General features: G+C 67.4%; 20 protein-coding genes and 3 rRNA genes. 20 read left to right on the top strand and 3 right to left on the bottom strand.

Features of this window, described 5'->3' with window-relative positions:
- Positions 1-3: 3 nt before the first annotated feature.
- Genes argB through AC3ZJJ_RS08850 form a run of 4 tightly spaced genes read left to right on the top strand, consistent with a single transcriptional unit; the run spans position 4 to position 3,675 of the window.
- Positions 4-939 (top strand): acetylglutamate kinase, encoded by a 936-nt coding sequence (gene argB / locus AC3ZJJ_RS08865; protein ID WP_489895552.1) that lies wholly within the window; start codon positions 4-6, stop codon positions 937-939.
- A complete protein-coding gene (locus AC3ZJJ_RS08860; RefSeq protein ID WP_489895550.1) occupies positions 936-2,195 on the top strand; it encodes an acetylornithine transaminase in 1,260 nt (419 codons plus the stop codon). Before argB ends, AC3ZJJ_RS08860 begins: the two co-directional genes overlap by 4 nt.
- Positions 2,192-3,163, top strand: a complete 972-nt coding sequence (gene argF, locus AC3ZJJ_RS08855) for an ornithine carbamoyltransferase (RefSeq protein ID WP_489895548.1) — start codon at positions 2,192-2,194, stop codon at positions 3,161-3,163. The genes AC3ZJJ_RS08860 and argF overlap by 4 nt, the downstream gene beginning before the upstream one ends.
- A complete protein-coding gene (locus AC3ZJJ_RS08850; RefSeq protein ID WP_489895546.1) occupies positions 3,160-3,675 on the top strand; it encodes an arginine repressor in 516 nt (171 codons plus the stop codon). The genes argF and AC3ZJJ_RS08850 overlap by 4 nt, the downstream gene beginning before the upstream one ends.
- A 10-nt stretch (positions 3,676-3,685) precedes the next feature.
- Here AC3ZJJ_RS08850 and AC3ZJJ_RS08845 read toward each other — a convergent pair whose 3' ends face one another.
- Together AC3ZJJ_RS08845 and AC3ZJJ_RS08840 are read right to left on the bottom strand one after the other, a co-directional pair.
- Entirely contained in the window at positions 3,686-4,219 is a 534-nt protein-coding gene (locus tag AC3ZJJ_RS08845) for an O-acetyl-ADP-ribose deacetylase (RefSeq protein ID WP_489895544.1), read from the bottom strand.
- A gap of 31 nt (positions 4,220-4,250) precedes the next feature.
- Positions 4,251-4,667, bottom strand: a complete 417-nt coding sequence (locus tag AC3ZJJ_RS08840) for an ankyrin repeat domain-containing protein (protein WP_489895542.1) — start codon at positions 4,665-4,667, stop codon at positions 4,251-4,253.
- Between the two features lie 144 nt (positions 4,668-4,811).
- Between AC3ZJJ_RS08840 and AC3ZJJ_RS08835 the strand changes: the two genes are divergently transcribed.
- The 10 genes from AC3ZJJ_RS08835 to rrf all read left to right on the top strand — a co-directional run bounded on the left by AC3ZJJ_RS08835 (position 4,812) and on the right by rrf (position 19,374).
- Positions 4,812-6,023, top strand: coding sequence for an argininosuccinate synthase (locus AC3ZJJ_RS08835; protein ID WP_489895540.1), 1,212 nt, complete (start codon positions 4,812-4,814; stop codon positions 6,021-6,023).
- Positions 6,024-7,439 (top strand): argininosuccinate lyase, encoded by a 1,416-nt coding sequence (gene argH, locus AC3ZJJ_RS08830; protein WP_489895538.1) that lies wholly within the window; start codon positions 6,024-6,026, stop codon positions 7,437-7,439. It abuts the gene before it with no gap.
- 65 nt (positions 7,440-7,504) lie between these two features.
- Positions 7,505-8,260: a maleylpyruvate isomerase family mycothiol-dependent enzyme gene (locus AC3ZJJ_RS08825; RefSeq protein ID WP_489895536.1), complete on the top strand. Its 756-nt coding sequence runs from the start codon at positions 7,505-7,507 to the stop codon at positions 8,258-8,260.
- Between the two features lie 5 nt (positions 8,261-8,265).
- Entirely contained in the window at positions 8,266-8,955 is a 690-nt protein-coding gene (locus tag AC3ZJJ_RS08820) for a DNA-3-methyladenine glycosylase (protein ID WP_489895534.1), read from the top strand.
- A gap of 9 nt (positions 8,956-8,964) precedes the next feature.
- A complete protein-coding gene (locus AC3ZJJ_RS08815) occupies positions 8,965-9,501 on the top strand; it encodes an adenine phosphoribosyltransferase (protein WP_489895532.1) in 537 nt (178 codons plus the stop codon).
- A gap of 49 nt (positions 9,502-9,550) precedes the next feature.
- Complete coding sequence (locus AC3ZJJ_RS08810) at positions 9,551-11,845, top strand: HelD family protein (RefSeq protein ID WP_489895530.1); 2,295 nt, start codon at positions 9,551-9,553, stop codon at positions 11,843-11,845.
- Positions 11,846-11,876: 31 nt separating this feature from the next.
- Positions 11,877-13,196 (top strand): tyrosine--tRNA ligase, encoded by a 1,320-nt coding sequence (gene tyrS, locus AC3ZJJ_RS08805; protein WP_489895528.1) that lies wholly within the window; start codon positions 11,877-11,879, stop codon positions 13,194-13,196.
- Between the two features lie 609 nt (positions 13,197-13,805).
- Positions 13,806-15,331, top strand: a 16S ribosomal RNA gene (locus AC3ZJJ_RS08800).
- Positions 15,332-15,887: 556 nt separating this feature from the next.
- Positions 15,888-19,019: ribosomal RNA gene (locus AC3ZJJ_RS08795) — 23S ribosomal RNA — on the top strand.
- 238 nt (positions 19,020-19,257) lie between these two features.
- A 5S ribosomal RNA gene (gene rrf / locus AC3ZJJ_RS08790) occupies positions 19,258-19,374 on the top strand.
- The 16S, 23S and 5S rRNA genes sit together here, the layout of an rRNA operon.
- A 110-nt stretch (positions 19,375-19,484) precedes the next feature.
- Here the strand turns inward: rrf and AC3ZJJ_RS08785 are convergent.
- On the bottom strand, positions 19,485-20,417 hold the full coding sequence (locus AC3ZJJ_RS08785) for a hypothetical protein (RefSeq protein ID WP_489895526.1): 933 nt from the start codon (positions 20,415-20,417) through the stop codon (positions 19,485-19,487).
- Here AC3ZJJ_RS08785 and AC3ZJJ_RS08780 point away from each other — a divergent pair.
- From AC3ZJJ_RS08780 to recN, 6 genes are read left to right on the top strand one after another with little or no spacing between them, the layout of a single operon-like run.
- The gene (locus tag AC3ZJJ_RS08780) at positions 20,391-21,482 is read left to right on the top strand and encodes a tetratricopeptide repeat protein (protein WP_489895524.1); all 1,092 of its coding nucleotides are present in this window, start codon (positions 20,391-20,393) and stop codon (positions 21,480-21,482) included. The two genes, AC3ZJJ_RS08785 and AC3ZJJ_RS08780, sit on opposite strands and share 27 nt — an antisense overlap.
- Before the next feature lie 13 nt (positions 21,483-21,495).
- Complete coding sequence (locus tag AC3ZJJ_RS08775; protein WP_489895522.1) at positions 21,496-22,470, top strand: HAD-IIA family hydrolase; 975 nt, start codon at positions 21,496-21,498, stop codon at positions 22,468-22,470.
- Between the two features lie 47 nt (positions 22,471-22,517).
- The gene (locus AC3ZJJ_RS08770; RefSeq protein WP_489895520.1) at positions 22,518-22,709 is read left to right on the top strand and encodes a hypothetical protein; all 192 of its coding nucleotides are present in this window, start codon (positions 22,518-22,520) and stop codon (positions 22,707-22,709) included.
- Positions 22,706-23,503 carry a TlyA family RNA methyltransferase gene (locus AC3ZJJ_RS08765; protein ID WP_489895518.1) on the top strand — a complete coding sequence of 266 codons (798 nt, stop codon included), beginning with the start codon at positions 22,706-22,708 and terminating at the stop codon, positions 23,501-23,503. Before AC3ZJJ_RS08770 ends, AC3ZJJ_RS08765 begins: the two co-directional genes overlap by 4 nt.
- 53 nt (positions 23,504-23,556) lie before the next feature.
- Positions 23,557-24,567 carry an NAD kinase gene (locus AC3ZJJ_RS08760; protein ID WP_489895516.1) on the top strand — a complete coding sequence of 337 codons (1,011 nt, stop codon included), beginning with the start codon at positions 23,557-23,559 and terminating at the stop codon, positions 24,565-24,567.
- Positions 24,564-26,300 (top strand): DNA repair protein RecN, encoded by a 1,737-nt coding sequence (gene recN / locus AC3ZJJ_RS08755; RefSeq protein ID WP_489895514.1) that lies wholly within the window; start codon positions 24,564-24,566, stop codon positions 26,298-26,300. Before AC3ZJJ_RS08760 ends, recN begins: the two co-directional genes overlap by 4 nt.
- The last annotated feature ends 4 nt before the right edge of the window (positions 26,301-26,304 follow it).

Raw genomic sequence — 26,304 nt, 5'->3', positions numbered from 1 at the left:
GCCATGAGCACCATCGAGACCACCGGGCCGGACGACGGCCAACGCGCCGACGCGCAGCGCAAGGCGGAAGCCCTCATCGAGGCCCTCCCGTGGATCCAGCGGTTCGCCGGCACCACGATGGTCGTGAAGTACGGCGGCAACGCCATGGTCAACGAGGAACTGCGCCGGGCCTTCGCCGAGGACATCGTATTCCTGCACCACGCCGGGATCCATCCCGTCGTGGTCCACGGCGGCGGGCCGCAGATCAACGCCATGCTCTCCCGCCTCGGCATCGAGTCCGAATTCAAGGGCGGGCTGCGCGTGACCACCCCGGAGGCCATGGACGTGGTCCGCATGGTGCTGACGGGACAGGTGGGCCGGGAACTCGTGGGACTCATCAACTCCCACGGACCCTACGCCGTCGGCCTCTCCGGCGAGGACGGCGCGCTGCTCCGCGCGGAGCGCACCGGGACGGTCGTCGACGGCGAAGAGGTGGACCTGGGCCTTGTGGGGGAGGTGACCGGGGTCGAGCCACGCGCCATCGTGGACCTGCTCGAGGCCGGGCGCATCCCCGTGATCTCCACCATCGCGCCCGAGGTGGGGGACGACGGCGAGCCGACCGGCCAGGTCCTCAACGTCAACGCCGACACCGCCGCCGCGGCCCTCGCCGCTGCGCTGGACGCCTCCAAGCTGGTGATCCTGACCGACGTCGAGGGCCTCTACGCGGCATGGCCGGACAAGTCCACGCTGATCTCCTCGCTCACCGCCGGAGAGCTGCGCGCCATGCTGCCCGGCCTGCAGTCCGGCATGATCCCCAAGATGGCCGCCTGCCTCAAGGCCGTCGAGGAGGGCGTCGAGCGCGCCCACATCGTCGACGGGCGGCAGGCCCACTCGATGCTGCTGGAGGTCTTCACCTCCGCCGGCGTCGGCACCCAAGTAGTCCCGGAGGGAGCAAAATGAACGAGGCCGCCATCACCGAGGCGCTGGGCCCGCTGGCCCTCCTGCACGGACCGGAACTCCTGGAGCGCTACAACAAGTCGCTGCTGGGCGTCTTCGGGACGCCGCAGCGCGTGCTCGTCCGCGGGGCCGGATGCACGGTGTGGGACGCGGACGGCAAGGAGTACCTGGACCTACTCGGCGGCATCGCCGTCAACGCGCTGGGCCACGCGCACCCCTTCGTCTCCAGCGTCGTCGCGAGCCAGTTGTCCACGCTCGGGCACGTCTCCAACTTCTTCACCAGCCCCACGCAGATCGCGCTCGCCGAGCGGCTGCTTGCGCTCGCCGGGGCGCCGTCCGGCTCCAAGGTGTTCTTCGCCAACTCCGGCACCGAGGCCAACGAGGCCGCCTTCAAACTGGCCCGCAGGAACGACTCGGGGCCGGGCAAGCCGCGCCACCGGATCATCGCCCTGGAGAACTCTTTCCACGGGCGGACCATGGGCGCCCTCGCGCTGACCTGGAAGAAGGCCTACCGCGAGCCCTTCGAACCGTTGCCCGGGGGAGTGGAGTGGGTTCCCGCCGGGGATGCGGAGGCCCTGCGCGCGGCCGTCGACGAGACGGTCGCGGCCGTCTTCATCGAGCCCGTCCAGGGCGAGGCCGGCGTCCGCGGCTATCCGGAGGGCTACCTCCAGGACGCGCGGGACATCACCCGCGCGGCGGGCGCCCTGCTGGTGTTCGACGAGGTCCAGACGGGGATCGGGCGCACCGGGCGGTGGTTCGCCTCGGAGGGGGTGCTCCCGGACGCCATGACGCTGGCAAAGGGACTCGGCGGCGGCTTCCCGATCGGCGCGCTGATCACGTTCGGCGAGGAAGTCTCGACGAAGCTCATGGCCGGGCAGCACGGCACCACGTTCGGCGGCAACCCGGTGGCCACGGCCGCCGCGCTCGCCACGCTCCACACCATCGAGGCGCAGGGGATCCTGGAGCACGTGCGGTCCGCCGGGGAGACCGTCGCCGCGGCCCTGCGCGGCCTCGAGTTCGTCGTCGACGTCCGCGCGCACGGCCTACTCATCGGGTTCGACCTCGCCGCGGACGACGACGCCAACCTCGCGCCCGCCGTCGTGCGCCACGCCCTCGACGCCGGATTCATCGTCAACGCCACCGGGCCGCGGACCGTGCGGCTCGCGCCGCCGCTGATCGTTACGGCCGAGCAGCTACTCTCGTTCGTCGCCGCCCTGCCCGCCATCCACGCCGCCGCACTTTCCGAGGAGACACCGTGAGCACCACCCCCGTCCGCCATTTCCTGGCCGACACCGACCTGACGCAGGCCGAACAGACCGAAGTCCTGGACCTCGCCGCGGCCATGAAGGCGGACCGGTACGGCCACCGCCCCTTCGCCGGTCCGCAAACGGTCGCCGTCTTCTTCGACAAGACGTCCACGCGAACCCGGGTCTCCTTCGCCGCGGGGATCGCCGAACTGGGCGGATCGCCGCTGGTGATCAACGCGGGCGAGTCCCAGCTGGGGCACAAGGAAACGATCGCGGACTCCGCCAAGGTGCTGGCGCGCATGGTCTCCACCATCGTGTGGCGCACCTACGCCCAGGCAGGGCTGGAGGAGATGGCCGCGAACTCCCGCGTGCCCGTCATCAACGCGCTCTCCGACGACTACCACCCATGCCAGCTGCTCGCGGACCTGCTGACCGTGCGCGAGCACAAGGGCGCGTTGCCGGGCCTGACCATGACCTACCTGGGCGACTCGGCCAACAACATGGCGAACTCCTACCTCCTGGCCGGGGTGACGGCCGGAATGCACGTCCGCATCGCCGGGCCGGAGGGCTACCTGCCCGAGGCCGGCATCGTCGCGGCGGCCGAGGCCCGCGCGGCCGAGACCGGCGGGTCCGTCCTGGTCACGACGGACGCGGCAGCGGCGCTCGCCGGCGCCGACGTCGTCGCCACCGACACCTGGGTCTCCATGGGCCAGGAGTCGGAGAAGGAGGCCCGCATGGAACTGTTCCGCGACTACGCGGTGGACGCCGCCGCCATGCGGCTGGCCGCCCCCGAGGCCGTTGTGCTCCACTGCCTGCCCGCCTACAGGGGATACGAGATCTCGGCCGACGTCATCGACGGGCCGCAGTCGCTGGTCTGGGACGAAGCGGAAAACCGCCTCCACGCGCAGAAGGCGCTGATGGCATGGCTGGTGCTGAAGTCAGGGCTCGCCGGGTCGCCCGCCGCGGACGGGCGACGATGAGTGTCCAGCCCCCGGGCCAGCCGAGCACCAAGATCGCCCGCCAGGCGCGTATCAAGGCCATCCTCGGCGCGGAATCAGTGCGGTCCCAGGCGGAACTCGCCGCGCTCCTGTCCGCCGAGGGCGTGCAGGTCACGCAGGCGACGCTCTCACGCGACCTGGTGGAACTCGGGGCCATCCGCGTCCGAGGCGTCGACGGGGGACTCGTCTACGCGCTCCGGGCCGACGGTGGGGACCGGACGCCGCGGACGGGTCTGACGCAGGAGGTGCTGGACGCGCGGCTCGCCAAGCTCTGCGCGGAACTGCTCGTCACGGCGGAGGCGTCCGGCAACATCGTAGTGCTCCGCACACCGCCTGGCGCCGCGAACTTTCTGGCGCTGGCTATCGACCATTCGGTGCTTCCCGACGTCCTGGGAACGATCGCGGGCGACGACACGGTGGTGCTGGTGACCCGCGACCCCTTGGGCGGGGACGACGTCGCCGCGCGCTTCCTCGAGTTGGCCGACCCGCAGTAGGGCGGCGCCCCTAGGCGAAGGCGGTCCGGAACACCGTCTCGATTCCCGCGCTGGACAGCACGAAGCGGATCTCCCGGATCCCCGGTGGTGCCTCCGCGCCGGTTCCGGGCGGCCTCCAGGAACGCACGGCATCCGCGGCCCGCCCGGCAACCTCTGACGCGTCCCATCCGAAGATGCCCGCCCCGATCGCGGGGAAGGCCACCGTCGCCGCGCCGACGCGGTAGGCGGCGTCCAGGCTGGACGCGAAGCACGCCTCCAGCAACGCGGGGTCCGTCTGTCCGGCGCGGCGGTTCGGCCCGACGGTGTGGATCACCCAGCGCGCGGCCAGACGCCCGGCACCGGTCGCCACGGCCGAGCCCACCGGGAGGCCGTCCGGGTAGCTGCCGGCGCGAAGGCGGCGGCACTCGGCCAGCAGTTCGGGGCCGGCCGCCGCATGGATGGCTCCGTCCACGCCGCCGCCACCGAGGAGCGACGAGTTGGCGGCGTTCACGATGGCGTCGACTGGCTGGGCCGTGATGTCCCCACGGAGGATCCTGATGTCCATGTGTCCGCTCCCCGTCTCCGCGCGTCGGTTCCTAGAGGTATTCCTCGATGACCTTGCGCAGGTCGGGCAGCCCGAACATGTCCGTCACGGCGAGCGCGTTCTGTGGTCCGAGCCGCGGGTCGGCGCCGTTCTCGAGCAGCCAGCGCGCGAGCGCCTCGTTCTGGCGGAACACGGCGCAGGTCAGCGCCCCCTGGCCCTTGTCGTTCAGCCGGTTCACGTCTGCTCCCCGTTCGGCCAGGCCCTGCACCAGCGCATTGTGGCCGTTGTAGGCCGCCAGGATCATCAGGGTGTCGCCCTTGGGATCCGTCAGGTCCGCCGGGATGCCCTGATCCACCAGGGCCAACAGCTTCTCGGCCTCCCCGTTGCGGGCCAGGTCGAAGGTCGAGTGGAGGAAGGCCAGTTCCTCGTCGCTGAGGTCCGGCGTGCCGTGGGGGGATTCCTGTGTCATGTGCAACAGGTTACCGTTGCGGTGCGGCACGGTTGAGCGGTGCGTCCGGATCCGGATTGCGCCCTATGCATATTTATGTAGACTTATGAATAAGAAACGATTACCGCGACTTGCGCCGATCCGGCGCGCACGAAGGAGATCCCTGTGAAGGAACGTATTGTCCTTGCCTATTCCGGCGGCCTCGACACGTCGGTTGCCATCGGCTGGATCGGAGACGCCACCGGTGCCGAGGTCATCGCGGTCGCGGTGGACGTGGGACAGGGTGGCGAGTCGCTGGAGACCGTGCGTCAGCGCGCCCTGGGCTGTGGCGCCGTCGAGGCCTACGTCGCCGACGCGCGCGACGAGTTCGCCAACGAGTACTGCATGCCCACGCTGAAGGCCGGCGCGCTGTACCAGAACCACTACCCGCTGATCTCCGCGATCTCGCGCCCGGTGATCGTCAAGCACCTGGTCACCGCGGCCAAGCAGTTCGGGGCCACGACGGTCGCGCACGGCTGCACCGGCAAGGGAAACGACCAGGTCCGCTTCGAGGTCGGCATCCAGACCCTGGGCCCGGACCTGAAGTGCATCGCGCCGGTCCGCGACCTGGCGCTGACCCGCGACAAGGCCATCGCCTACGCGGAGGAGAAGAACCTACCCATCGAGACGACCAAGAAGAACCCGTACTCGATCGACCAGAACGTCTGGGGCCGCGCCGTCGAGACCGGCTACCTCGAGGACATCTGGAACGCCCCGACCAAGGACATCTACAACTACACGGACTCCCCGGAGTTCCCGCCGGCGCCGGACGAGGTCACGATCACGTTCCGCGAGGGCATCCCCGTGGCGATCGACGGCGTCGCCGTGACTCCGCTGGAGGCCATCGAGCAGCTCAACCGCCGCGGCGGGGCGCAGGGCATCGGCCGCATCGACATCGTCGAGGACCGCCTCGTGGGCATCAAGTCCCGCGAGATCTACGAGGCCCCCGGCGCCATGGTGCTGATGGAAGCCCACAAGCACCTCGAAAACATCACGGTGGAGCGCGAGCAGGCCCGCTTCAAGGCGACCGTCTCGCAGCGCTGGTCCGAGCTGGTCTACGACGGCCAGTGGTTCTCGCCGCTGAAGTACTCGCTCGACACGTTCATCAACGACACCCAGCGCTACGTCTCCGGCGACATCCGCATGGTCCTCCACGGCGGCCGCGCCGTCGTCGAGGGGCGCCGCTCCGACACCGGGCTGTACCGCTTCGACCTGGCCACCTACGACACCGGCGACACGTTCGACCAGTCCAGCGCTCGCGGCTTCATCGACATCTACGGCCTGACCTCCAAGGTGGCCACCGAGCGCGACATCCACGTGGCGGGCGGCGGCAAGTAGATGGCCTCCGCGACCAACGAGGGCGCGCTCTGGGGCGCCCGGTTCGCCGGCGCGCCGGCCGACGCACTGGCCGCGCTGAGCAAGTCCACCCACTTCGACTGGCGGCTGGCGAGGTACGACATCGCCGGCTCGCGGGCGCACGCCCGCGTCCTGCACACGGCCGGCCTGCTGGACGAGTCCGAACTAGAGGGCATGCTCTCCGCCTTGGACGTCCTTGAGGCCGACGTCGTTTCCGGCGCCTACACGGCGTCGGAGTCCGACGAGGACGTGCACGGATCCTTGGAGCGCGGGCTGATCGAGCGGGCGGGTCCCGCGCTGGGCGGGAAGCTGCGCGCGGGACGTTCGCGCAACGACCAGATCGCCACCCTGGGGCGGATGTTCCTGCGCGACCACGCCCGGATCGTCGGCCGCGGCGTGCTGGCGACCATCGACTCGCTCATCGCCCAGGCCGAGGCGCACCCCAACGCCGCCATGCCGGGACGCACGCACCTGCAGCACGCCCAGCCCGTGTTGTTGTCGCACCACCTGCTGGCCCATGCGTGGGCGCTCCTGCGCGACGTGCAGCGCCTGGAGGATTGGGACAAGCGGGCGGCGGTGTCACCCTACGGTTCCGGCGCCCTCGCGGGCTCCTCGCTCGGGCTGGACCCGAATGCCGTGGCGGCTGACCTGGGTTTCGAGTCCGCGGTCTGGAACTCGATCGACGGCACCGCCTCGCGGGACGTCTTCGCGGAATTCGCGTGGGTGGGCGCCATGATCGGCGTCGACCTGTCCAGGATTTCCGAGGAGGTCATCCTCTGGGCCACCAAGGAGTTTTCTTTCGTCACCCTGGACGACTCCTACTCCACGGGCTCGTCGATCATGCCGCAGAAGAAGAACCCGGACGTCGCCGAGCTCGCCCGGGGCAAGTCGGGGCGCCTCATCGGTGACCTGACCGGCCTGCTGGCGACGCTGAAGGGCCTGCCGCTGGCGTACAACCGCGACCTCCAAGAGGACAAGGAACCGGTCTTCGACGCGGCGGACACGTTGGAGCTGCTGCTTCCCGCCGTGTCAGGCATGATCGCCACGCTGAAGTTCAACACAGATCGGATGCAGGAGCTCGCCCCGCTGGGCTTCGCGCTCGCGACCGACATTGCGGAGTGGCTGGTCCGCCAGGGCGTCCCGTTCCGCGACGCCCACGAGCTCTCCGGAGCCGCCGTCAAGCTGGCGGAGGCCCGCGGCGGGGAGTTGTGGGATCTGACGGACGAGGACTTCGCCGGCATCTCGGCATCGTTGACTCCCGAGGTGCGCAGCGTGCTCAGCACGGCCGGATCGCTGGCCTCGCGGAGTTCCCAGGGCGGAACCGCGCCCGAGGCCGTGGCGCGGCAGCTGGCGGCGCTCAAGGCCCAGGTGGAGTCCGTGCGCGCCTTCGCCGGCTAGCGACTCCGCCGCCCACAAGCCTGCCGCCGCCGGGACCCCCGGGCCGGCGGCGGTAGGCTTTCGCCATGAACGCGCTCGGCCCCACGGCCCTTTCCGCCTTTGTCCGCGACTCCGTCGGCACCTTCAGCGCCACGCTCGACGCCTTGGATCCCGCCAGCCTGGGCGCACCGTCCACGTTGCCCGGGTGGTCCCGCGCCCACGTCGCGGCGCACGTCGACGGTGTCGGCAGGGCCATTGCCAGGCAGCTCGAGTACGCCCGGAGCGGCGAACGGATCGAGTTCTACGACGGCGGCCAGCAGGGGCGCGACGAACGGATCGAGGCCGGCGCCGCCTTGGCCCCGCAAAAACTCCTGTCCCGCGTGCGCGAGGGCCTCATGATGCTGGTCGAGGCGGTGCACGACGTCCCCGCGGACGGCTGGGACACACCCACGAGCTTCCGCGGCGAGGGCACCGTGGCGGACTGCGTCCAGGGCGCCTGGAGGGAAACCCTCATCCACGCGGCGGACCTCGCGGGCCGGTCCACGCCCGCGGACTGGCCCACCGAGTTCGCCGCACACCTCTTCGACTTCCTGTCCGCCCGTGTCCCCGCCGGCACGCGCCTGGTGCTGCAGCCAACGGGCCGTCCGCCCGTCACGTTGGGAATCGGCGCGAACGGCTGCGTGGTCACCGGCATGGAGACCGACCTGGCCGCATGGTTGGCGGGGCGCGAACCGGTGGGCCCGGTCCGTGCCGCGGCGTCGGCCGACGCCAGCGAACTGCCCGCCCTCCTCCCGTGGCCCAGCGCGCTCACGCCGAGGGACGCCGCGCCGCAGGCAGGGTAGGCGCCGTGCGGGTAGGGATCCCGGCCCCCGGGGACGTGGACAACCCGGCGGCGGTGCTTCGCCGTGGCGCGCTGACGGCGGCGCCCCTGCTCCTCGGATCCGTCCTCCGGACGCGGGTCGGCGGCGCCGAGGTCGCCGTCCGCCTCACGGAGGTCGAAGCCTACGAGGGCGCCGGCGACCCCGGCTCGCACGCGTACCGCGGAATGACTGCCCGGAACGCGGTCATGTTCGGTCCGGCGGGACGGCTCTATGTCTATTTCACCTATGGAATGCACCACTGTGTGAACGTCGTTTGCGGCGGCGAGGGCGCGTCGTCGGCCGTCCTGATACGGGCGGGAGAGGTGGTCGCGGGGCGGGACACCGCCCAAGGTCGGCGTGGGCCCGCGGCCGCGCGCCTGCCCGGGTACCGGATGGCTTCCGGTCCCGCCCGGCTGGCACAGTGCCTGGGCCTGGGCCTGGAGCACAACGGGCTTGAGCTGGGCGGGGAGGACGGCGTCGCCGGCCTCGGCGGACTGGGCGCCGTTTCTCCCTCGGCGATCGCCCAGGGGCCCCGGGTGGGGGTGGCAGGTCCCGGCGGCTCGTCCGACTTCCCCTGGAGGTTCAGCATCGCGGGGGACCCCACCGTGTCTCCCTACCGGGCGGCGCAGCGGAAGCGGGGGCGGCCGGGACCGGGGGATGCCATCCGAGCCGACTAGAGTGGTGGGGTGCAATCGCGGACCGAACCCATCGCTGACCTCCTCGACCGGCTGTGCGCCGTCGTACCCGACTATCCCGTCGCCGGTGTGTCCTTCAAGGACCTCACCCCCGCGTTCGCCGACGCCAACGGCCTCAGGCGCATCGTCGATGCGATCATCGAGCCCTTCGCCGGGACGTTCGACGTCGTGGCCGGAATCGAGGCGCGCGGGTTCGTCCTCGCGGCCGCCGCGGCCTATGCCACGGGCAGCGGGATGGTCACGATCCGCAAGAAGGGCAAGCTGCCGCGCGCCGTCCACGCCGAGGACTACACCCTCGAGTACGGCACGGCCACGCTCGAGCTCCACCGGGACGACATCGCCCCCGGCTCGCGCGTCCTGATCCTGGACGACGTCCTGGCCACCGGCGGGACCGTGGGCTCGGCCGTCCGGCTCGTCGAGCGGGCGGGCTGCCACGTAGCCGGCGTCGGAGTGGTGCTGGAACTGGAAGAGCTCGCCGGACGGGCCAACCTGCCCGGCCGCCGCATCCACTCGCTCCAAACGGTTTGATTAAAGAGAGTAGACTTGTCTGTCCGCCAATGAGCATGAGGGAGCATCCATGCCAGATTCACCGTCGTCCATGACGGAGCTGGACCAAGAGCGCAGCTACGTGTCCGGCCTGTACACCCGGCTCGACGAACTGCGCCAGGAAAAGGCGGCCCAGCTGGCTCGCGTGCGCAGGAGCGGAGCGGTCGGCTCCATGCAGAACGTGTCGGAGCGCGACGCGTTCGCCAGCATGTACGAGGACCGCCTGGCGCAGCTGAACGCCGTCGAGGACCGGCTCGTCTTCGGCCGGCTCGACCTCGAGCACCCCAACAGCAAGTCCAACGACGACGGCGACACGTCCGCGCGTTACATCGGGCGCATCGGGCTCACCGATGAACACCAGTCCCGGCTGATGATCGACTGGCGAGCGCCGGAAGCCGGCGCCTTCTACCAGGCGACCGCTTTCGACCGGCACGGCGTCCGCCGCCGCCGCCACTTGATCCTCAAGGGACGCAACGTCGTGGCGCTGGAAGACGACGTCCTCGACTCCGCCCTCCTGGAGGAGGGCGTCCAGCACCAGGGCGAGGGCGCCCTCCTCGCCGCACTGAAGTCCAAGCGCACCGGCCGCATGGCGGACATCGTCAGCACCATCCAGGCCGAGCAGGACCGCATCATCCGGTCGCCCCTGGCCGGTGTCCTTGTGGTCCAGGGCGGCCCCGGAACCGGCAAGACGGCAGTGGCCCTGCATCGTGCGGCGTTCCTGCTGTACCAGCACCGGGAGCGCTTGAAGTCGGCCGGCGTTCTCCTGGTGGGCCCCTCCTCGTCCTTTATGCGCTACATCGAGCGTGTGCTTCCGTCCCTCGGCGAGACCGGCGTGGTCATGGCCAGCGTCGGGCGGCTCCTGCCCGGAGTCCGCGCCGTGCCGGAGGCGTCCCGCGAGGTCGCCCGCATCAAGGGACGCCTCGAGATGGCCGACGTCGTGGCACAGGCCGTTGCGAATCGGCAGCGCCTGCCGGCGGGAGACCGCCGGATGCTGGTCGAGGGCACGCCCATCACGCTGACGCCGCGCCAGGTTCGGCGCGCGCGGGACAAGGCGCGGGCAACACACAAGCCCCACAACGAGGCCCGGGCGACGTTCGTGAAGATCCTGCTGCGCGAGTTGGCCGACCAGCTTCAGGAGAAGCTGGAGGATTCGTCCGGCACGGGCAACTCGGTGGACCGCGCCTACCTGCTGGAGGACGTGAGGTCCTCGCGCGACGTCCGCATCTCGCTGAACCTGTGCTGGATGCCGATGACGCCGGAAAAGCTCCTGCGCGACCTCTTCTCCAAGCCCGAGCACTTGGCGGCCGCCGCGCCGCATCTGACGGAGGCGGAGCGCTCCGCCCTGATGCGTTCCCCGGACGCCCCGTGGACCGAGGCCGACGTGCCGCTGCTGGACGAGGCCGCCGAACTGCTGGGCCAGCACGACGCCACGAGTGGACACGAGCAGGCCCAGGCAGAGGCGGCACGCAAGCGGGACATCGCCAACGCCGAGCAGTCGTTGCGCAACGTGGACTCGATGTTGCGCGAGATCGGCGTCGACGGCGTGGTCACCGCCGAGGAGCTGGCGAACATCAACGAGGAAACGGAAGAGAGCACGACCGCCGCCGAGCGGGCGTCCCAGGACAGGACCTGGGCCTACGGGCATGTGGTCGTGGACGAGGCGCAGGAGCTCTCGCCCATGCAATGGCGGCTGCTGGTTCGTCGCTGCCCGCTGAAGTCGTTCACGGTGGTGGGCGACATTGCCCAGGCGAGCTCCGCGGCCAGCGCCACCAGCTGGTCCGCCGCCATGGAGCCGTTCGTGGGGGACCGGTTCACACTGGAGGAACTCACCGTCAACTACCGCACGCCCACCCAGATCGCGGAGGCCGCGGCCCGGATGGCCCAGTCGGCGGGACTTGTGGTGTCGACGCCGAAGGCGGTCCGCGAAGGCACGTGGCCGCCGATCGTCGACCATGTCGGGACGGGCGGCCTCGTGGAACACCTGGTGGAGGCGCTGCCGGGCGAGGTCGCCGCGGCAGAGGGCGGCCTTGTCGCCGTCATCGCCCCCGTCGGTCGCCTGCGCGAGGTGCGCACCGCCGTCGTCGGACTGTACGGCCGCCGCGTGGGGAGCGGCTCCGGCGGGCTGGACCAGGACATCGTTGTGACGACGGCGACCGAGGCCAAGGGCCTGGAGTTCGACGTCGTGGTGCTGCTCGAGCCGCAGGAGCTGGTGGACGATGCCGAGGGCACGGTGGGGGACCTCTACGTGGCCATGACGCGCGCGACGCAGCGGCTCCGGGTGATGGCGGAGGGCAACGTGCCGGACGGCATCGAGTTGGTTTCCTAGCGGCGCCGCACCAACTGCTAGGTTTAAGGACGTGTCTTCGAGTGAGCAGAGTCCCGCCCTTGCGGGCCAGAGCAACGATCCGTCCTTCCCGAACGTCTGGCAGGAACTGAAGTGGCGCGGCCTGGTCCACGTTTCCACCGACGAGGCGGAGCTCGAGGCCCTGCTGGCGGGTGAGCCGATCACCTACTACTGCGGCTTCGACCCCACCGCGCCGTCGCTGCACCTGGGGAACCTCGTCCAGTTGCTGAACATGCGCCGCCTGCAACTGGCCGGCCACCGGCCGCTTGGCCTGGTGGGCGGCTCGACCGGCCTGATCGGCGACCCGCGGCAAACCGCCGAGCGGGTTCTCAACACACCCGAAACCGTGAACGAGTGGGTGGGAAACCTTCAGGGGCAGGTGGGCCGATTCCTGTCCTTCGAGGGGCCGTCCGCCGCGCGAATGGTGAACAACCTCGATTGGACCGCCCCGCTCTCGGCGATCGACTTCCTGCGCGAGATCGGCAAGCACTTCCGCGTCGGAACCATGATCAAGAAGGACATCGTCGCAGCGCGCCTCAACTCCGACGAGGGCATCAGCTACACGGAGTTCAGCTACCAGATCCTGCAGGGCATGGACTACCTGCAGCTCTACCGCGACTACGGGTGCGTCCTGCAGACGGGCGGATCCGACCAGTGGGGGAACCTCACGAGCGGCACCGACCTGATCCGCAAGGTGGAGGCCAAGTCCGTGCACGCCTACGGCACGCCGCTGATCACGAACGCTGACGGCACCAAGTTCGGTAAGAGCGAGGGCAACGCGATCTGGCTGGACGCGCACATGTGCAGCCCCTACGCCTTCTACCAGTTCTGGCTCAACACGGCCGACGCGGACGTGGTCAACCGTCTCAAGGTGTTCACGTTCAAGACCCGGGCCGAGATCGAGGCCTTGGGGGATGCCGTCGCGGAGCGGCCCTTCGCGCGGGAGGGGCAGCGCGCCCTCGCATACGACGTGACCAGTCTGGTCCACGGAACCGAGGCAGCGGACAAGGTCATCGCCGCTTCGGCCGCGCTGTTCGGGCAGGGATCCCTGCGGGAGTTGGACGAGCCCACGCTCATCGCGGCGACGGCCGAACTGCCGAACGCAGTGGTCGCGCAAGGCGGGACCGGGATCGTGGATCTGCTGGTCGCCTCGGGACTCTCCGATTCGAAGTCGGCGGCGCGGCGGACGGTGTCCGAGGGGGGAGCCTATGTGAACAACCTAAAGGTCTCCGACGCCGAGAGCGTTGTGGACGCGGCGGAACTGTTGCACGGTCGCTACCTCTTGGTCCGCCGCGGCAAGAAGAACCTGGCGATGGTCGAGGTCGCCGGCTAGGGAAACATCCGGGCCATGGGCCGCGGGGCGAATCGCGCAAGCGAACGTCGCCCCGCGGCCCATTGCTGTTTAATGCCGCGGTCCACCCGGCGCCTCGGTGCGACACGCCCGGGCGTTAACGACGATTTTGCGCCAGCGAAATCTGTGTGTATTGTTTTTTGAGTCGCCGCCGCTGAGAACGCGGGCCACGGAATGAAAGTTCTGGGGAATGGCGGCCAAACCCCACAAAACCACCGGAATCACCGGACGCTTTCGAGCGCCAAAGACTCCCGGATCGGCCGAGTGGGGGCGCCAAATGGTCGCAAACGGTCAGCGAAAGCCGATTTGACAGCGAGCAAATGGTGGAATAACTTAGATAAGTCGCTACGGACGAAAAGCAAAAAGAATTCAGAATGAATCGAATTCATTGTTTGGAACCGTAAGCGGTCTGTTGCTTGAGAACTCAATAGTGTGCCATGTTTGTTGACACCGATTTTTTATCGATTATTGGTGAATGGCCTTTCTTGTCGCACCCCGTGCGGCGGGAGGGGTTTTTTGCCGGGATTGTTTTGCTTGGTGCAGCCGTTGGCCCGATTTTCCTTGGGCCTTCCTGGTTGTGTCTGTAATTTTTTTACGGAGAGTTTGATCCTGGCTCAGGATGAACGCTGGCGGCGTGCTTAACACATGCAAGTCGAACGATGACCCCAGCTTGCTGGGGGATTAGTGGCGAACGGGTGAGTAACACGTGAGTAACCTGCCCCCGACTCTGGGATAAGCCCGGGAAACTGGGTCTAATACCGGATATTCTCCTTCCGCCGCATGGCGGGGGGTGGAAAGCGGTTTAGCGGTCGGGGATGGACTCGCGGCCTATCAGCTTGTTGGCGGGGTAACGGCCCACCAAGGCGACGACGGGTAGCCGGCCTGAGAGGGTGACCGGCCACACTGGGACTGAGACACGGCCCAGACTCCTACGGGAGGCAGCAGTGGGGAATATTGCACAATGGGCGAAAGCCTGATGCAGCGACGCCGCGTGAGGGATGACGGCCTTCGGGTTGTAAACCTCTTTCAGTAGGGAAGAAGCGAAAGTGACGGTACCTGCAGAAGAAGCGCCGGCTAACTACGTGCCAGCAGCCGCGGTAATACGTAGGGCGCAAGCGTTATCCGGAATTATTGGGCGTAAAGAGCTCGTAGGCGGTTTGTCGCGTCTGCCGTGAAAGTCCGGGGCTCAACCCCGGATCTGCGGTGGGTACGGGCAGACTAGAGTGATGTAGGGGAGACTGGAATTCCTGGTGTAGCGGTGAAATGCGCAGATATCAGGAGGAACACCGATGGCGAAGGCAGGTCTCTGGGCATTAACTGACGCTGAGGAGCGAAAGCATGGGGAGCGAACAGGATTAGATACCCTGGTAGTCCATGCCGTAAACGTTGGGCACTAGGTGTGGGGGACATTCCACGTTTTCCGCGCCGTAGCTAACGCATTAAGTGCCCCGCCTGGGGAGTACGGCCGCAAGGCTAAAACTCAAAGGAATTGACGGGGGCCCGCACAAGCGGCGGAGCATGCGGATTAATTCGATGCAACGCGAAGAACCTTACCAAGGCTTGACATGGGCCGGACCGCCGTGGAAACACGGCTTCCCCTTTGGGGCCGGTTCACAGGTGGTGCATGGTTGTCGTCAGCTCGTGTCGTGAGATGTTGGGTTAAGTCCCGCAACGAGCGCAACCCTCGTTCCATGTTGCCAGCGGGTTATGCCGGGGACTCATGGGAGACTGCCGGGGTCAACTCGGAGGAAGGTGGGGACGACGTCAAATCATCATGCCCCTTATGTCTTGGGCTTCACGCATGCTACAATGGCCGGTACAAAGGGTTGCGATACTGTGAGGTGGAGCTAATCCCAAAAAGCCGGTCTCAGTTCGGATTGGGGTCTGCAACTCGACCCCATGAAGTCGGAGTCGCTAGTAATCGCAGATCAGCAACGCTGCGGTGAATACGTTCCCGGGCCTTGTACACACCGCCCGTCAAGTCACGAAAGTTGGTAACACCCGAAGCCGGTGGCCCAACCCCTTGTGGGAGGGAGCCGTCGAAGGTGGGACCGGCGATTGGGACTAAGTCGTAACAAGGTAGCCGTACCGGAAGGTGCGGCTGGATCACCTCCTTTCTAAGGAGCAGCTAGCAAACGCCGTCCACACGCAACGTGTGGGGGGTTTTGTTCAGTGTTTGCCCGTTGCGGCCGCGTTTGTCGGCCGGCGGGCGCTCATGGGTGGAATGTCAACGGATTGTGGCCTGTCTTCGGCGAGTGTCGGGACCTGCGAGTACGCCCCCCTGGGGGTTGGAAAGCGGTGTTCCGTCCGGTGCCGGGCGGGTCCATGGCACACTGTTGGGCCCTGAGGCAACAGGCCCGCGGACACGGCGAACGCTTTTGTGGCGTTGGTTGTGGACGGGGGGCTGGTTTTGTCTTGGTTGTCCCCGCGCACGGCCTAGGCCCACGTAAGTCCCGCACCGGTTGGTGCGGGTGGTGGGGTGTGGGTGTGTTGGGGTTGTTGTTTGGGAACTGCATAGTGGACGCGAGCATCTTGTACCGGGACGCCCTTTGGGGTGTTCCCGGGCAAAAAGCAATTTCTTTGATTTGAGAACCCCGGTGGCCGGGCCCTGGTGGTCTGGTTTCCGTGTGGTTTTCTCGATTTGTAGCAATGCTCTTTGCTTGGCCTGTTTGTGGTCAAGTTTTCAAGGGCGCACGGTGGATGCCTTGGCATTAGGAGCCGAAGAAGGACGTGGGAATCTGCGATAAGCCTGGTCGAGTCGATAACCGGACGTTGACGCCAGGATTTCCGAATGGGGAAACCCCGCACAGCGCGCGAGTGTCTGTGTGACCCGCAGCTGAACACATAGGCTGCGTGGAGGGAACGCGGGGAAGTGAAACATCTCAGTACCCGCAGGAAGAGAAAACAACAGTGATTCCGTGAGTAGTGGCGAGCGAAAGCGGATGGGGCTAAACCGAGCCATGTGTGATAGCCGGCGGGCGTTGCATGGCCGGGGTCGTGGGACCATCCATACCAGTTCTGCCGGACTGGTGGGGCGAGGTGCGGAAGTATAGGCGAACCGGTTTGAATGCCGGACCATAGGGGGTGCGAGTCCCGTAGCCGTAATGCTTTCCGCCGCCCTGTGAAGGTATCCCAAGTAGTACGGGGCCCGAGAAATCCCGTGCGAATCCGCCAGGACCACCTGGTAAGCCTGAATACTACCTAATGACCGATAGCGGACAAGTACCGTGAGGGAAAGGTGAAAAGTACCCCGGGAGGGGAGTGAAACAGTACCTGAAACCGTGTGCCTACAATCCGTCGGAGCCTCCATTGTTGGGGTGACGGCGTGCCTTTTGAAGAATGAGCCTGCGAGTTAGTGTTACGTCGCGAGGTTAACCCGTGTGGGGAAGCCGTAGCGAAAGCGAGTCTGAATAGGGCGACGCAGTGGCGTGATCTAGACCCGAAGCGAAGTGATCTACCCATGGCCAGGTTGAAGCGCGTGTAAGAGCGCGTGGAGGACCGAACCCACTTCAGTTGAAAATGGAGGGGATGAGCTGTGGGTAGGGGTGAAAGGCCAATCAAACTTCGTGATAGCTGGTTCTCCCCGAAATGCATTTAGGTGCAGCGTTGCGTGTTTCTTGCCGGAGGTAGAGCTACTGGATGGCCGATGGGCCCCAAAAGGTTACTGACGTCAGCCAAACTCCGAATGCCGGCAAGTGAGAGCGCAGCAGTGAGACTGTGGGGGATAAGCTTCATAGTCGAGAGGGAAACAGCCCAGAACGCCAACTAAGGCCCCCAAGCGTGTGCTAAGTGGGAAAGGATGTGGAGTTGCCCAGACAACCAGGAGGTTGGCTTAGAAGCAGCCACCCTTGAAAGAGTGCGTAATAGCTCACTGGTCAAGTGATTCCGCGCCGACAATGTAGCGGGGCTCAAGCACACCGCCGAAGTTGCGTCATCCAGATTTACAGGCAGGCCTTCGTGGTCCAGCCGTCTGGGTGGGTAGGGGAGCGTCGTGCCGGCAGTGAAGCAGCGGTGTGAACCAGCTGTGGAGCCGGCACGAGTGAGAATGCAGGCATGAGTAGCGAAAGACGGGTGAGAAACCCGTCCGCCGAATGATCAAGGGTTCCAGGGTCAAGCTAATCTGCCCTGGGTAAGTCGGGACCTAAGGCGAGGCCGACAGGCGTAGTCGATGGACAACGGGTTGATATTCCCGTACCGGCGAAGAACCGCCCATACCGAGCTGGCGATGCTAACCGCCCCAGACGCCCACCGGGTTCCCTTCGGGGAGCCCACCGGGCGCGCGGCGCGGGACCCGAGCCAGGGAGGTAAGCGTATTAACAGGTGTGACGCAGGAAGGTAGCCGGGCCAGGCAATGGAATCGACCTGGTCCAAGGGTGTAGGGCGAACGGTAGGCAAATCCGCCGTTCACGATGCCTGAGACCCGATAGGCGCCCCCCTTGGGGGGTGATCCGGTGATCCTATGCTGCCAAGAAAAGCATCGACGCGAGGTTCCAGCCGCCCGTACCCCAAACCGACACAGGTGATCAGGTAGAGAATACTAAGGCGATCGAGAGAATCATGGTTAAGGAACTCGGCAAAATGCCCCCGTAACTTCGGGAGAAGGGGGGCCCCAACCTTGAACGGTACTAGCGACCGGGAGGGGATCGGGGCCGCAGAGACCAGGGGGAAGCGACTGTTTACTAAAAACACAGGTCCGTGCGAAGTCGCAAGACGATGTATACGGACTGACTCCTGCCCGGTGCTGGAAGGTTAAGAGGACCGGTTAGCCGCAAGGCGAAGCTGAGAATTCAAGCCCCAGTAAACGGCGGTGGTAACTATAACCATCCTAAGGTAGCGAAATTCCTTGTCGGGTAAGTTCCGACCTGCACGAATGGAGTAACGACTTCCCCGCTGTCTCAACCATGAACTCGGCGAAATTGCACTACGAGTAAAGATGCTCGTTACGCGCAGCAGGACGGAAAGACCCCGAGACCTTTACTATAGTTTGGTATTGGTGTTCGGTGCGGCTTGTGTAGGATAGGTGGGAGACGTTGAAGCCCGGACGCCAGTTCGGGTGGAGTCATCGTTGAAATACCACTCTGGCCGTACCGGATTCCTAACTTCGGCCCATGATCTGGGTCAGGGACAGTGCCTGATGGGTAGTTTAACTGGGGCGGTTGCCTCCTAAAGAGTAACGGAGGCGCCCAAAGGTTCCCTCAGCCTGGTTGGCAATCAGGTGTCGAGTGTAAGTGCACAAGGGAGCTTGACTGTGAGAGCGACAGCTCGAGCAGGGACGAAAGTCGGGACTAGTGATCCGGCGGCACGTTGTGGAACGGCCGTCGCTCAACGGATAAAAGGTACCTCGGGGATAACAGGCTGATCTTGCCCAAGAGTCCATATCGACGGCATGGTTTGGCACCTCGATGTCGGCTCGTCGCATCCTGGGGCTGGAGTAGGTCCCAAGGGTTGGGCTGTTCGCCCATTAAAGCGGTACGCGAGCTGGGTTTAGAACGTCGTGAGACAGTTCGGTCCCTATCCGCTGCGCGCGCAGGAAATTTGAGAAGGTCTGTCCTTAGTACGAGAGGACCGGGACGGACGAACCTCTGGTGTGTCAGTTGTACTGCCAAGTGCACCGCTGATTGGCTACGTTCGGATGGGATAACCGCTGAAAGCATCTAAGCGGGAAGCCCGCTTCAAGATGAGATTTCCATACCATTTATGGTGAGAGGCCCCCAGCAGACCACTGGGTTGATAGGCGGGACGTGGAAGCGAGGACGAAAGACTCGTGAAGCCGACCCGTACTAATAGGCCGACAACTTACACCACAAACACCACACCGAGCGTGTGGCAAGAAACGCTGCGTCCACTATGCGGTCCCGAAACAACAACCCGTTTCGGAACGACCACAACCGAATACGCCGCCACCACGGCACCCCGCACGAACCGCCCCCCCCGGGGGCGGGGACCGATGGGGTAGAGTGGTGGGCGGCAACGTCACGGAACTAAATCCCGTGGCCCACAGTTTTCCCACCCCCAACCAGGTTGGCGGGCAGGGAGCAAGGGTTACGGCGGTCATAGCGTGGGGGAAACGCCCGGTCCCATACCGAACCCGGAAGCTAAGACCCACAGCGCCGATGGTACTGCACTCGGGAGGGTGTGGGAGAGTAGGACACCGCCGGACAACCATTACCAGGACCCCCAACACCACGTGTTGGGGGTCCTGACGTTTAACCACCCACACCCGGACGCCGGGCCACAGTGACTCGACTAAGATTGAATGAGTCGAAATTTTCAAGGCATATATCTGCCTCCAGTAGTTCGAATAGACACCCAGGCGTGGAAGTTGGCACGCCGCAGAGAGGAACGGCCACCTTGGCTGAAGACCAGAGGAACGCCGGCGAAGATCGCCCACGTAAGTTCAACAAGCCGGATTCCCAGCGTCCCCCGACCGGTGATCGCCGTCCTCCGAGCAGCGACCGTCGTGAGGGTGGTTTCCGTGGTGGGGACCGTCCGACCGGTGACCGTCGTGAGGGTGGTTTCCGTGGTGGGGACCGTCCGACCGGTGACCGTCGTGAGGGTGGTTTCCGTAAGGACAACGACCGTCGTGAGGGTGGTTTCCGTGGTGGGGACCGTCCGACCGGTGACCGTCGTGAGGGTGGTTTCCGTGGTGGGGACCGTCCGACCGGTGACCGTCGTGAGGGTGGTTTCCGTGGTGGGGACCGTCCGACCGGTGACCGTCGTGAGGGTGGTTTCCGTGGTGGGGACCGTCCGACCGGTGACCGTCGTGAGGGTGGTTTCCGTGGTGGGGACCGTCCGACCGGTGACCGTCGTGAGGGTGGTTTCCGTGGTGGGGACCGTCCCACGGGTGACCGTCGTGAGGGTGGTTTCCGTGGTGGGGACCGTCCCACGGGTGACCGCCGCGAAGGTGGTTTCCGTGGTGGGGACCGTCCCACGGGTGACCGCCGCGAAGGTGGTTTCCGTGGTGGGGACCGTCCCACGGGTGACCGCCGCGAAGGTGGTTTCCGTGGTGGGGACCGTCCGACCGGTGACCGCCGCGAAGGTGGTTTCCGTGGTGGGGACCGTCCGACCGGTGACCGCCGCGAAGGTGGTTTCCGTAAGGACAACGACCGCAGCGAGGGCAAGTTCGACAGGCCCCGGCGCGAGAACTTCGGCGACGACACGCGGTCCTTCCCGGGCGTGGCCGAGGGCGAGCGCGCCGCGCACAATCCTGCCGACCTCCGCAGCGCCAACCGCGCCGATCGTCCGCGGTCGCCGGAGATCGACGACGACGTCACGGGCAAGGAGCTGGACCGAGTCACCAAGGCAGAGCTGCGCTACCTGGACGAGAAGAACCTCGATTGGGTATCCAAGCACCTCGTGATGGCGGGCCGCCTGATTGATTTGGACCCGGTGCTTGCCCACGAGCACGCCTTGGCCGCAAGCCGCCGCGGCGGGCGCGTCGCCGTCGTGCGCGAGGCCGTCGGCCTGACCGCCTACGCGGCCGGCGAGTATGCCGACGCCCTCCGGGAATTCCGTACGTTCCGACGCATCAGCGGATCGAACATCCACCTGCCGATCATGGCGGACTGCGAACGCGGCCTCGGCAAGCCCGAGAAGGCTCTCGAGACCGCCCACAGCGAGGAGGCGGCCGCGCTCGACGCACCCGCACGCGTCGAGATGGCCATTGTCGCCTCGGGGGCACAGACCGACCTGGGCCGCGCGGAGGAGGCGCTGTCCGAGCTCCAGATCCCGGAGCTGGACATCAACCGTGCCTTCTCCTTCAGCCCCCGGCTCTTCGCCGTCTACGCGGACGCGTTGGAGGCCCTGGGCAAGAACGACGAGGCCGTGCTGTGGCGCCGACAGGTTGTTGTGGCGGAGAGCGCGCTCGGAGTCGGCGAGTTCGCGGAGCCCGAGATCATGGATCTCGTGGATGAGGACGACGAGCCCGAGCGCAAGCCGCGTGTCAAGGACTACCTCGAGAAGGACGACGCCGCGGTCGCGGTCGACGCCGAGGACGGCCTGACGACAACCGGCGAGCAGCCGGACGCCGACATCGATCCCGAGTCGCAGGATGCCGCCGCAAGCGAGCCGGAATCCGGCGACGATAGCGGCGCGGAGTCCGACGGCGATGGCGAGGACGACGATCGGGACGAGGACGACGACGAGGACGACGACGACGAGGCGGACGATCTCGTGGGCGACGCGGACTTCTGGGATGCCGAGGACGGCGCCGATGCGACCGACGGACAGGATCCGACGACCGTCGACACCAACTCCGACGACCGCTAGCCCAAAGGAACGCATGTTCATCACCGGTTTCGACGCCGTCCTGTCTGACCTTGACGGCGTGGTCTATGCCGGCAGCGGGGCGATCCCAGGGGCCATCGAGTCCTTGGATCGCCTCGCTGGCGTCGGCGTCGGCCTGGCGTACATCACGAACAACGCCTCGCGGTCGCCCGAGGCCGTCGCCCAGCACCTCCGGGAGCTGGGCGCGCCGGCGACCGCCGGGTCCGTCTTCGGATCCGCCGACGCCGGCAGCGACCTGCTCTCCGAAGTTGTCCCCACGGGCGCGCGCGTCCTGGTTGTGGGCAGCCCCTACCTCAGGGACTGCGTGGCGCGGCGCGGGTTCCGGCTGGTGGAGACGTCCGCAGACGCTCCGGACGCCGTCATCCAGGGTTTCGATCCCGGCGTCGGTTGGCACGGCCTTGCAGAGGCATCGTACGCGGTCGCAGCCGGCGCGGCCTGGGTTGCAACCAACACCGACCTGACCATCCCGCAGTCCCGGGGCATCGCGCCCGGCAACGGCTCGCTGGTCAACGCCGTCGCCGCGGCGTCGGGCGCCCAGCCGCGGGTCGCCGGAAAGCCCGAACCGCTGATGTTCCGTCAGGCGGCGGACCACTTGCAGGCCAAGCGGCCGCTGGTCGTCGGCGATCGCCTGGACACGGACATCTTGGGCGGCAACCGGGCCGGCTACACCACGGCCGCAGTCCTCACGGGCATCGAGTCCACCCGATCCATCCTGTCCTCGCGCAAGGCCGAGCGCCCCGACTTCATCCTGCGGGACCTGACCGAGCTGTTTGCGCCGTATCCCGCCATCGAGGCCTCGGGCAAGGACTTCGCGTGCGGGCGTGCCCGCGCCTGGCTCGACGGGGAACGCCTGATGGTCGCCGGGAACCCCGACGATGCCGACGCCTGGCGGGCCGCCTGCGCCGCCTGGTGGTATGCGCACCCGACGGCCGAGGCCTCGCGGTCCCCGGACATCGAGTTCCGGCGCTAGAGCCCCGTCGCGGGACAACACCCCTGCCCCACACCAAGAGGAGAACCGTGAACGAGCCCGCTACTCCGGCCGAGTGGCCCAAGCCCGATGCCGGCACGGGGGACCCGGAGGTCGAGTCTGCCCTCGCGGATTTGGGCGGCCTGAGCGGGCTGCCCGTGTCCGGACACGCAGGCGTCTACGAATCCGTCCACGACGCGCTCCGGGAAGCCCTGGACCGGAAGGACGGTACCGGGCAGTGAGCCGCCTCGACCAGGAACTGGTGGCCAGGGGCTTGGCGCGCTCCCGGACGCATGCGGGAAAGCTGATCGCGGATGGCCGCGTTCGGGCGGACAACGAGTGCGCCACGAAGGCGGCGCGGCCGGTGAGTGCGGATACGCGACTCGAGGTGCTGCCGGCCGATGGCGACGAGTACGTCTCGCGCGCCGGCAACAAGCTCGCCGGCGCGTTGGAGGCCTTCCAAGAGGTGGCCGTCGCCGGCCGCCGCTGCCTCGACGCGGGCGCGTCCACCGGCGGGTTCACGGACGTGCTTCTCCGCCGCGGTGCCGACCGAGTGATCGCGGTCGACGTCGGCCACGGGCAGATGGTCGAACAGCTACGCTCCGATCCCCGCGTCGACGTGCGCGAAGGCATGAACGTCCGCTACTTGTCCGCGGACGAGATCGGGGGACCGGTGGACCTGGTCGTGGCCGACTTGTCCTTCATCTCGCTGACCCTGGTCGTCGGACCGCTCGCCTCGACGACACGCCCCGGCGGAGACCTGGTGCTGATGGTCAAACCCCAGTTCGAGGTGGGCAGGGACAACCTGGCGCGGACGGGAGTGGTCACCGATCCAGGCTGGCGGCGGCGAGCCGTCGAGACCGTGGTAGCGGCGGGCTACCGCGAAGGCCTGCGCCTCGTGGGCCTGGCGCGCAGCCCGCTCCCGGGCCAGGACGGCAACGTCGAGTTCTTCCTGTGGCTGCGGCGGCAAACGGACGACGGTTCTCCACACCCCGACGATGGTCCGCCCGCGTTGCCAATCGTTGACTATTCTTGAACCGGGTCCGCCAGAGCACTGGGGCGCCCCGCAGCAGCCAACGGAAGGAACGCATGAGAAGGATTCTTGTCCTCGCGCACACCGGACGTGCGGATGCCCTGCAGGCGGCGCTGGACACGTGCCGGAGTCTCCGGGCCGCCGGACTCATCCCCGTCATGCGCCGGCTTGAGCTGCAGAACCTCCGCAACGCCGTTGACGGCGAGACCCTCGAGGTGGAGATCCTGGACGAGGATGTTCGGCTGGACGAGGTGGATCTGGGCATGGTCCTCGGCGGCGACGGCACGGTTCTGCGCGCCGCCGAACTAGTGCGCAACTCCGGCGTGCCGTTGCTGGGCGTCAACTTGGGCCACGTGGGCTTCCTCGCCGAGAGCGAGCGGGCCGACCTGGGCCAGACCGTGGAGTGGGTCGTCAACCGCGAGTACACGGTCGAGGAGCGCATGGCCATCGACGTGCAGGTATGGCTGGGCAACCGACGGATCGCGCACACGTGGGCGCTCAACGAGGCGGCCATCGAGAAGGCCAACCGTGAACGCATGATCGAGGTCGTCATTGAGATCGATGGGCGCCCCATCAGCACCTTTGGTTGCGACGGCATGGTCATGGCCACCCCCACGGGTTCCACCGCCTACGCCTTCTCCGCCGGCGGCCCCATCGTCTGGCCGGAGGTCGAGGCGCTCATCATGGTTCCCATCAGCGCCCACGCCCTGTTCGCCAAGCCGCTGGTCGTGTCGCCGACCTCCACCATGGCTCTCGAGATGCTCACACGCACCGATGCGCAGGCCGTGCTGTGGTGCGACGGACGGCGCACCATCGACCTTCCGCCGGGCTCCCGGGTCGAGGTGACGCGCTCAAGCAAGCCGGTGCGGCTGGCACGCGTGAACCGGACCCCCTTCAGCGAACGACTGGTGCGCAAATTCGAGCTGCCGACGCGCGGTTGGCGCGGACCCGTGCCCCCGGCGGATCGGGACACGGCCACCGCCGCCCTGCCCGTGACGGCGGCGGCCCTCCACGTCGTGGAGCCGCGGCACTACGAGCCGCGCCCGGAAACGGAGCACCGCCCATGATCGAGGAAATCCGGATCTCCGACCTCGGCGTCATCGAGCAGGCCACCCTTCCCCTGGGGCCGGGGCTCAGCGTCGTGACGGGCGAGACCGGCGCCGGCAAGACCATGGTGGTGACGGCCCTCGGCCTCCTCCTCGGGCAGCGGGCCGACGCGGGCGCGGTGCGCCATGGATCGAAGCAGGCCGTGGCTGAGGCGACCGTCCGTCTGCCCCGCGGCAGCGCCGTGCTGGCCCGCGCGGAGGAGGCCGGTGCGCTGGTCGAGGAGGTCGACGACGTCGCCGAGCTCATCATCGCGCGGGTCCTCAGCGCCGAGGGGCGGAGCCGCGCCGCGGTGGGCGGCCGGTCGACTCCGGTCGGCGTACTTTCCGAGCTCGGGGATGCGCTCGTCGCGGTCCATGGCCAGACCGACCAGCTGCGCCTCAAGGGCGCCGCGGCCCAGCGGGAGTCGTTGGACAAGTTCGCCGGATCCGGCCTCGCGGCGGTCCTCATCGATTACCGGTCCGCCTTCGACCGCTGGAAAGAAGTCAGGGCGTCCCTCCAGGAGCTGGTCGCCCAGGCACGTGAGCGCGTCCGCGAGGCCGAGGGGCTCCAACTGTCGCTCGAGGAAATCGACGGCGTCGACCCCCAGGCAGGCGAGGACGAGACCCTCAAGGCCGAGGCCCAAAAGCTTTCGAATGTGGAGGGGCTCAGGTTGGCGGCGGCCACGGCCCGCACCGCCCTGGCCTCGGACGAATTCGGCGGCGACACCGACGCGGTGTCTCTGGTGGACGCCGGCAAGCGGGCGTTGGAACTGGTGGAGGACGACGACCCCGAGCTCAAGGCGTTGGCCGGCCGGCTGGCGGAGATCGGGTTCCTGATGGCGGACGTCTCCGCGGATCTTGCCAGCTATGCCGCGTCGCTGGACACCGACGGTCCGGAACACCTGGGGCAGATCGAGGCGAGGCGGGCGGAGCTGAACGTCCTGATCCGCAAGTATGCTCCCAGCATCGACGAGGTGCTCGAATGGGCGGGCTCGGCGCGGAGAAGGCTGAGCGAGCTGCAGGACGACACGGGCCGCATCGAGACGCTCACCGCCGAGGAGGCCGAGCTGGAAGAGCGCCTCGGCGTCCTGGCCGGACGCGTCAGCGAGCTGCGGACCGCGGCGGCGGAGGAACTCGCCGAGCGCGTCAGCGCCGAGCTCGCCGCCCTGGCGATGCCGGATGCGCGCTTCGTCGTGGAGGTCGCGACCGCCGACGAGCCCAGCCGGCATGGTCGGGACGAAATCCGCATGCTGCTGCGTCCACACGCGGGCAGCGCACCCCGCCCGCTGGGCAAGGGAGCGTCGGGCGGAGAGCTCTCGCGGGTCATGCTTGCCATCGAGGTGGTGCTGGCGCAGGTCGACCCGGTCCCGACGTTCGTCTTCGACGAGGTCGACGCCGGCGTCGGAGGCAAGGCCGCCGTCGAGATCGGCCGGCGGCTGGCCATGTTGGCCCGCCACGTGCAGGTGATCGTTGTGACACACCTGCCGCAGGTGGCCGCGTATGCCGACAGGCACATCCGTGTGATCAAGAACTCCGACGCGTCCGCGGACGGGGGAGCGGGCTTCACCGCGAGCGACGTTGTGCTGCTCGAGGGCGGCGAAAGGGTGCGCGAACTCGCGCGGATGCTGGCCGGTCAAGAGCACTCGGACACAGCGCAGGCGCATGCCGAGGAACTTCTCGACGATGCGCAGAGGGCCGTCGCGGCCCTGCAATGAGCAC

The sequence above is a fragment of the Arthrobacter sp. AOP29-A2-19 genome, from assembly GCF_058138025.1.
This window is presented reverse-complemented; position numbering and strand designations above follow the sequence as displayed.

Coding starts and splice junctions, on each gene's coding strand:
- argB (WP_489895552.1), top strand. CDS start 4: ATGAGCACCATCGAGACCACCGGGCCGGACGACGGCCAACGCGCCGAC.
- AC3ZJJ_RS08860 (WP_489895550.1), top strand. CDS start 936: ATGAACGAGGCCGCCATCACCGAGGCGCTGGGCCCGCTGGCCCTCCTG.
- AC3ZJJ_RS08850 (WP_489895546.1), top strand. CDS start 3,160: ATGAGTGTCCAGCCCCCGGGCCAGCCGAGCACCAAGATCGCCCGCCAG.
- AC3ZJJ_RS08845 (WP_489895544.1), bottom strand. CDS start 4,219: ATGGACATCAGGATCCTCCGTGGGGACATCACGGCCCAGCCAGTCGAC.
- AC3ZJJ_RS08840 (WP_489895542.1), bottom strand. CDS start 4,667: ATGACACAGGAATCCCCCCACGGCACGCCGGACCTCAGCGACGAGGAA.
- argH (WP_489895538.1), top strand. CDS start 6,024: ATGGCCTCCGCGACCAACGAGGGCGCGCTCTGGGGCGCCCGGTTCGCC.
- AC3ZJJ_RS08825 (WP_489895536.1), top strand. CDS start 7,505: ATGAACGCGCTCGGCCCCACGGCCCTTTCCGCCTTTGTCCGCGACTCC.
- AC3ZJJ_RS08810 (WP_489895530.1), top strand. CDS start 9,551: ATGCCAGATTCACCGTCGTCCATGACGGAGCTGGACCAAGAGCGCAGC.
- AC3ZJJ_RS08775 (WP_489895522.1), top strand. CDS start 21,496: ATGTTCATCACCGGTTTCGACGCCGTCCTGTCTGACCTTGACGGCGTG.
- AC3ZJJ_RS08760 (WP_489895516.1), top strand. CDS start 23,557: ATGAGAAGGATTCTTGTCCTCGCGCACACCGGACGTGCGGATGCCCTG.
- recN (WP_489895514.1), top strand. CDS start 24,564: ATGATCGAGGAAATCCGGATCTCCGACCTCGGCGTCATCGAGCAGGCC.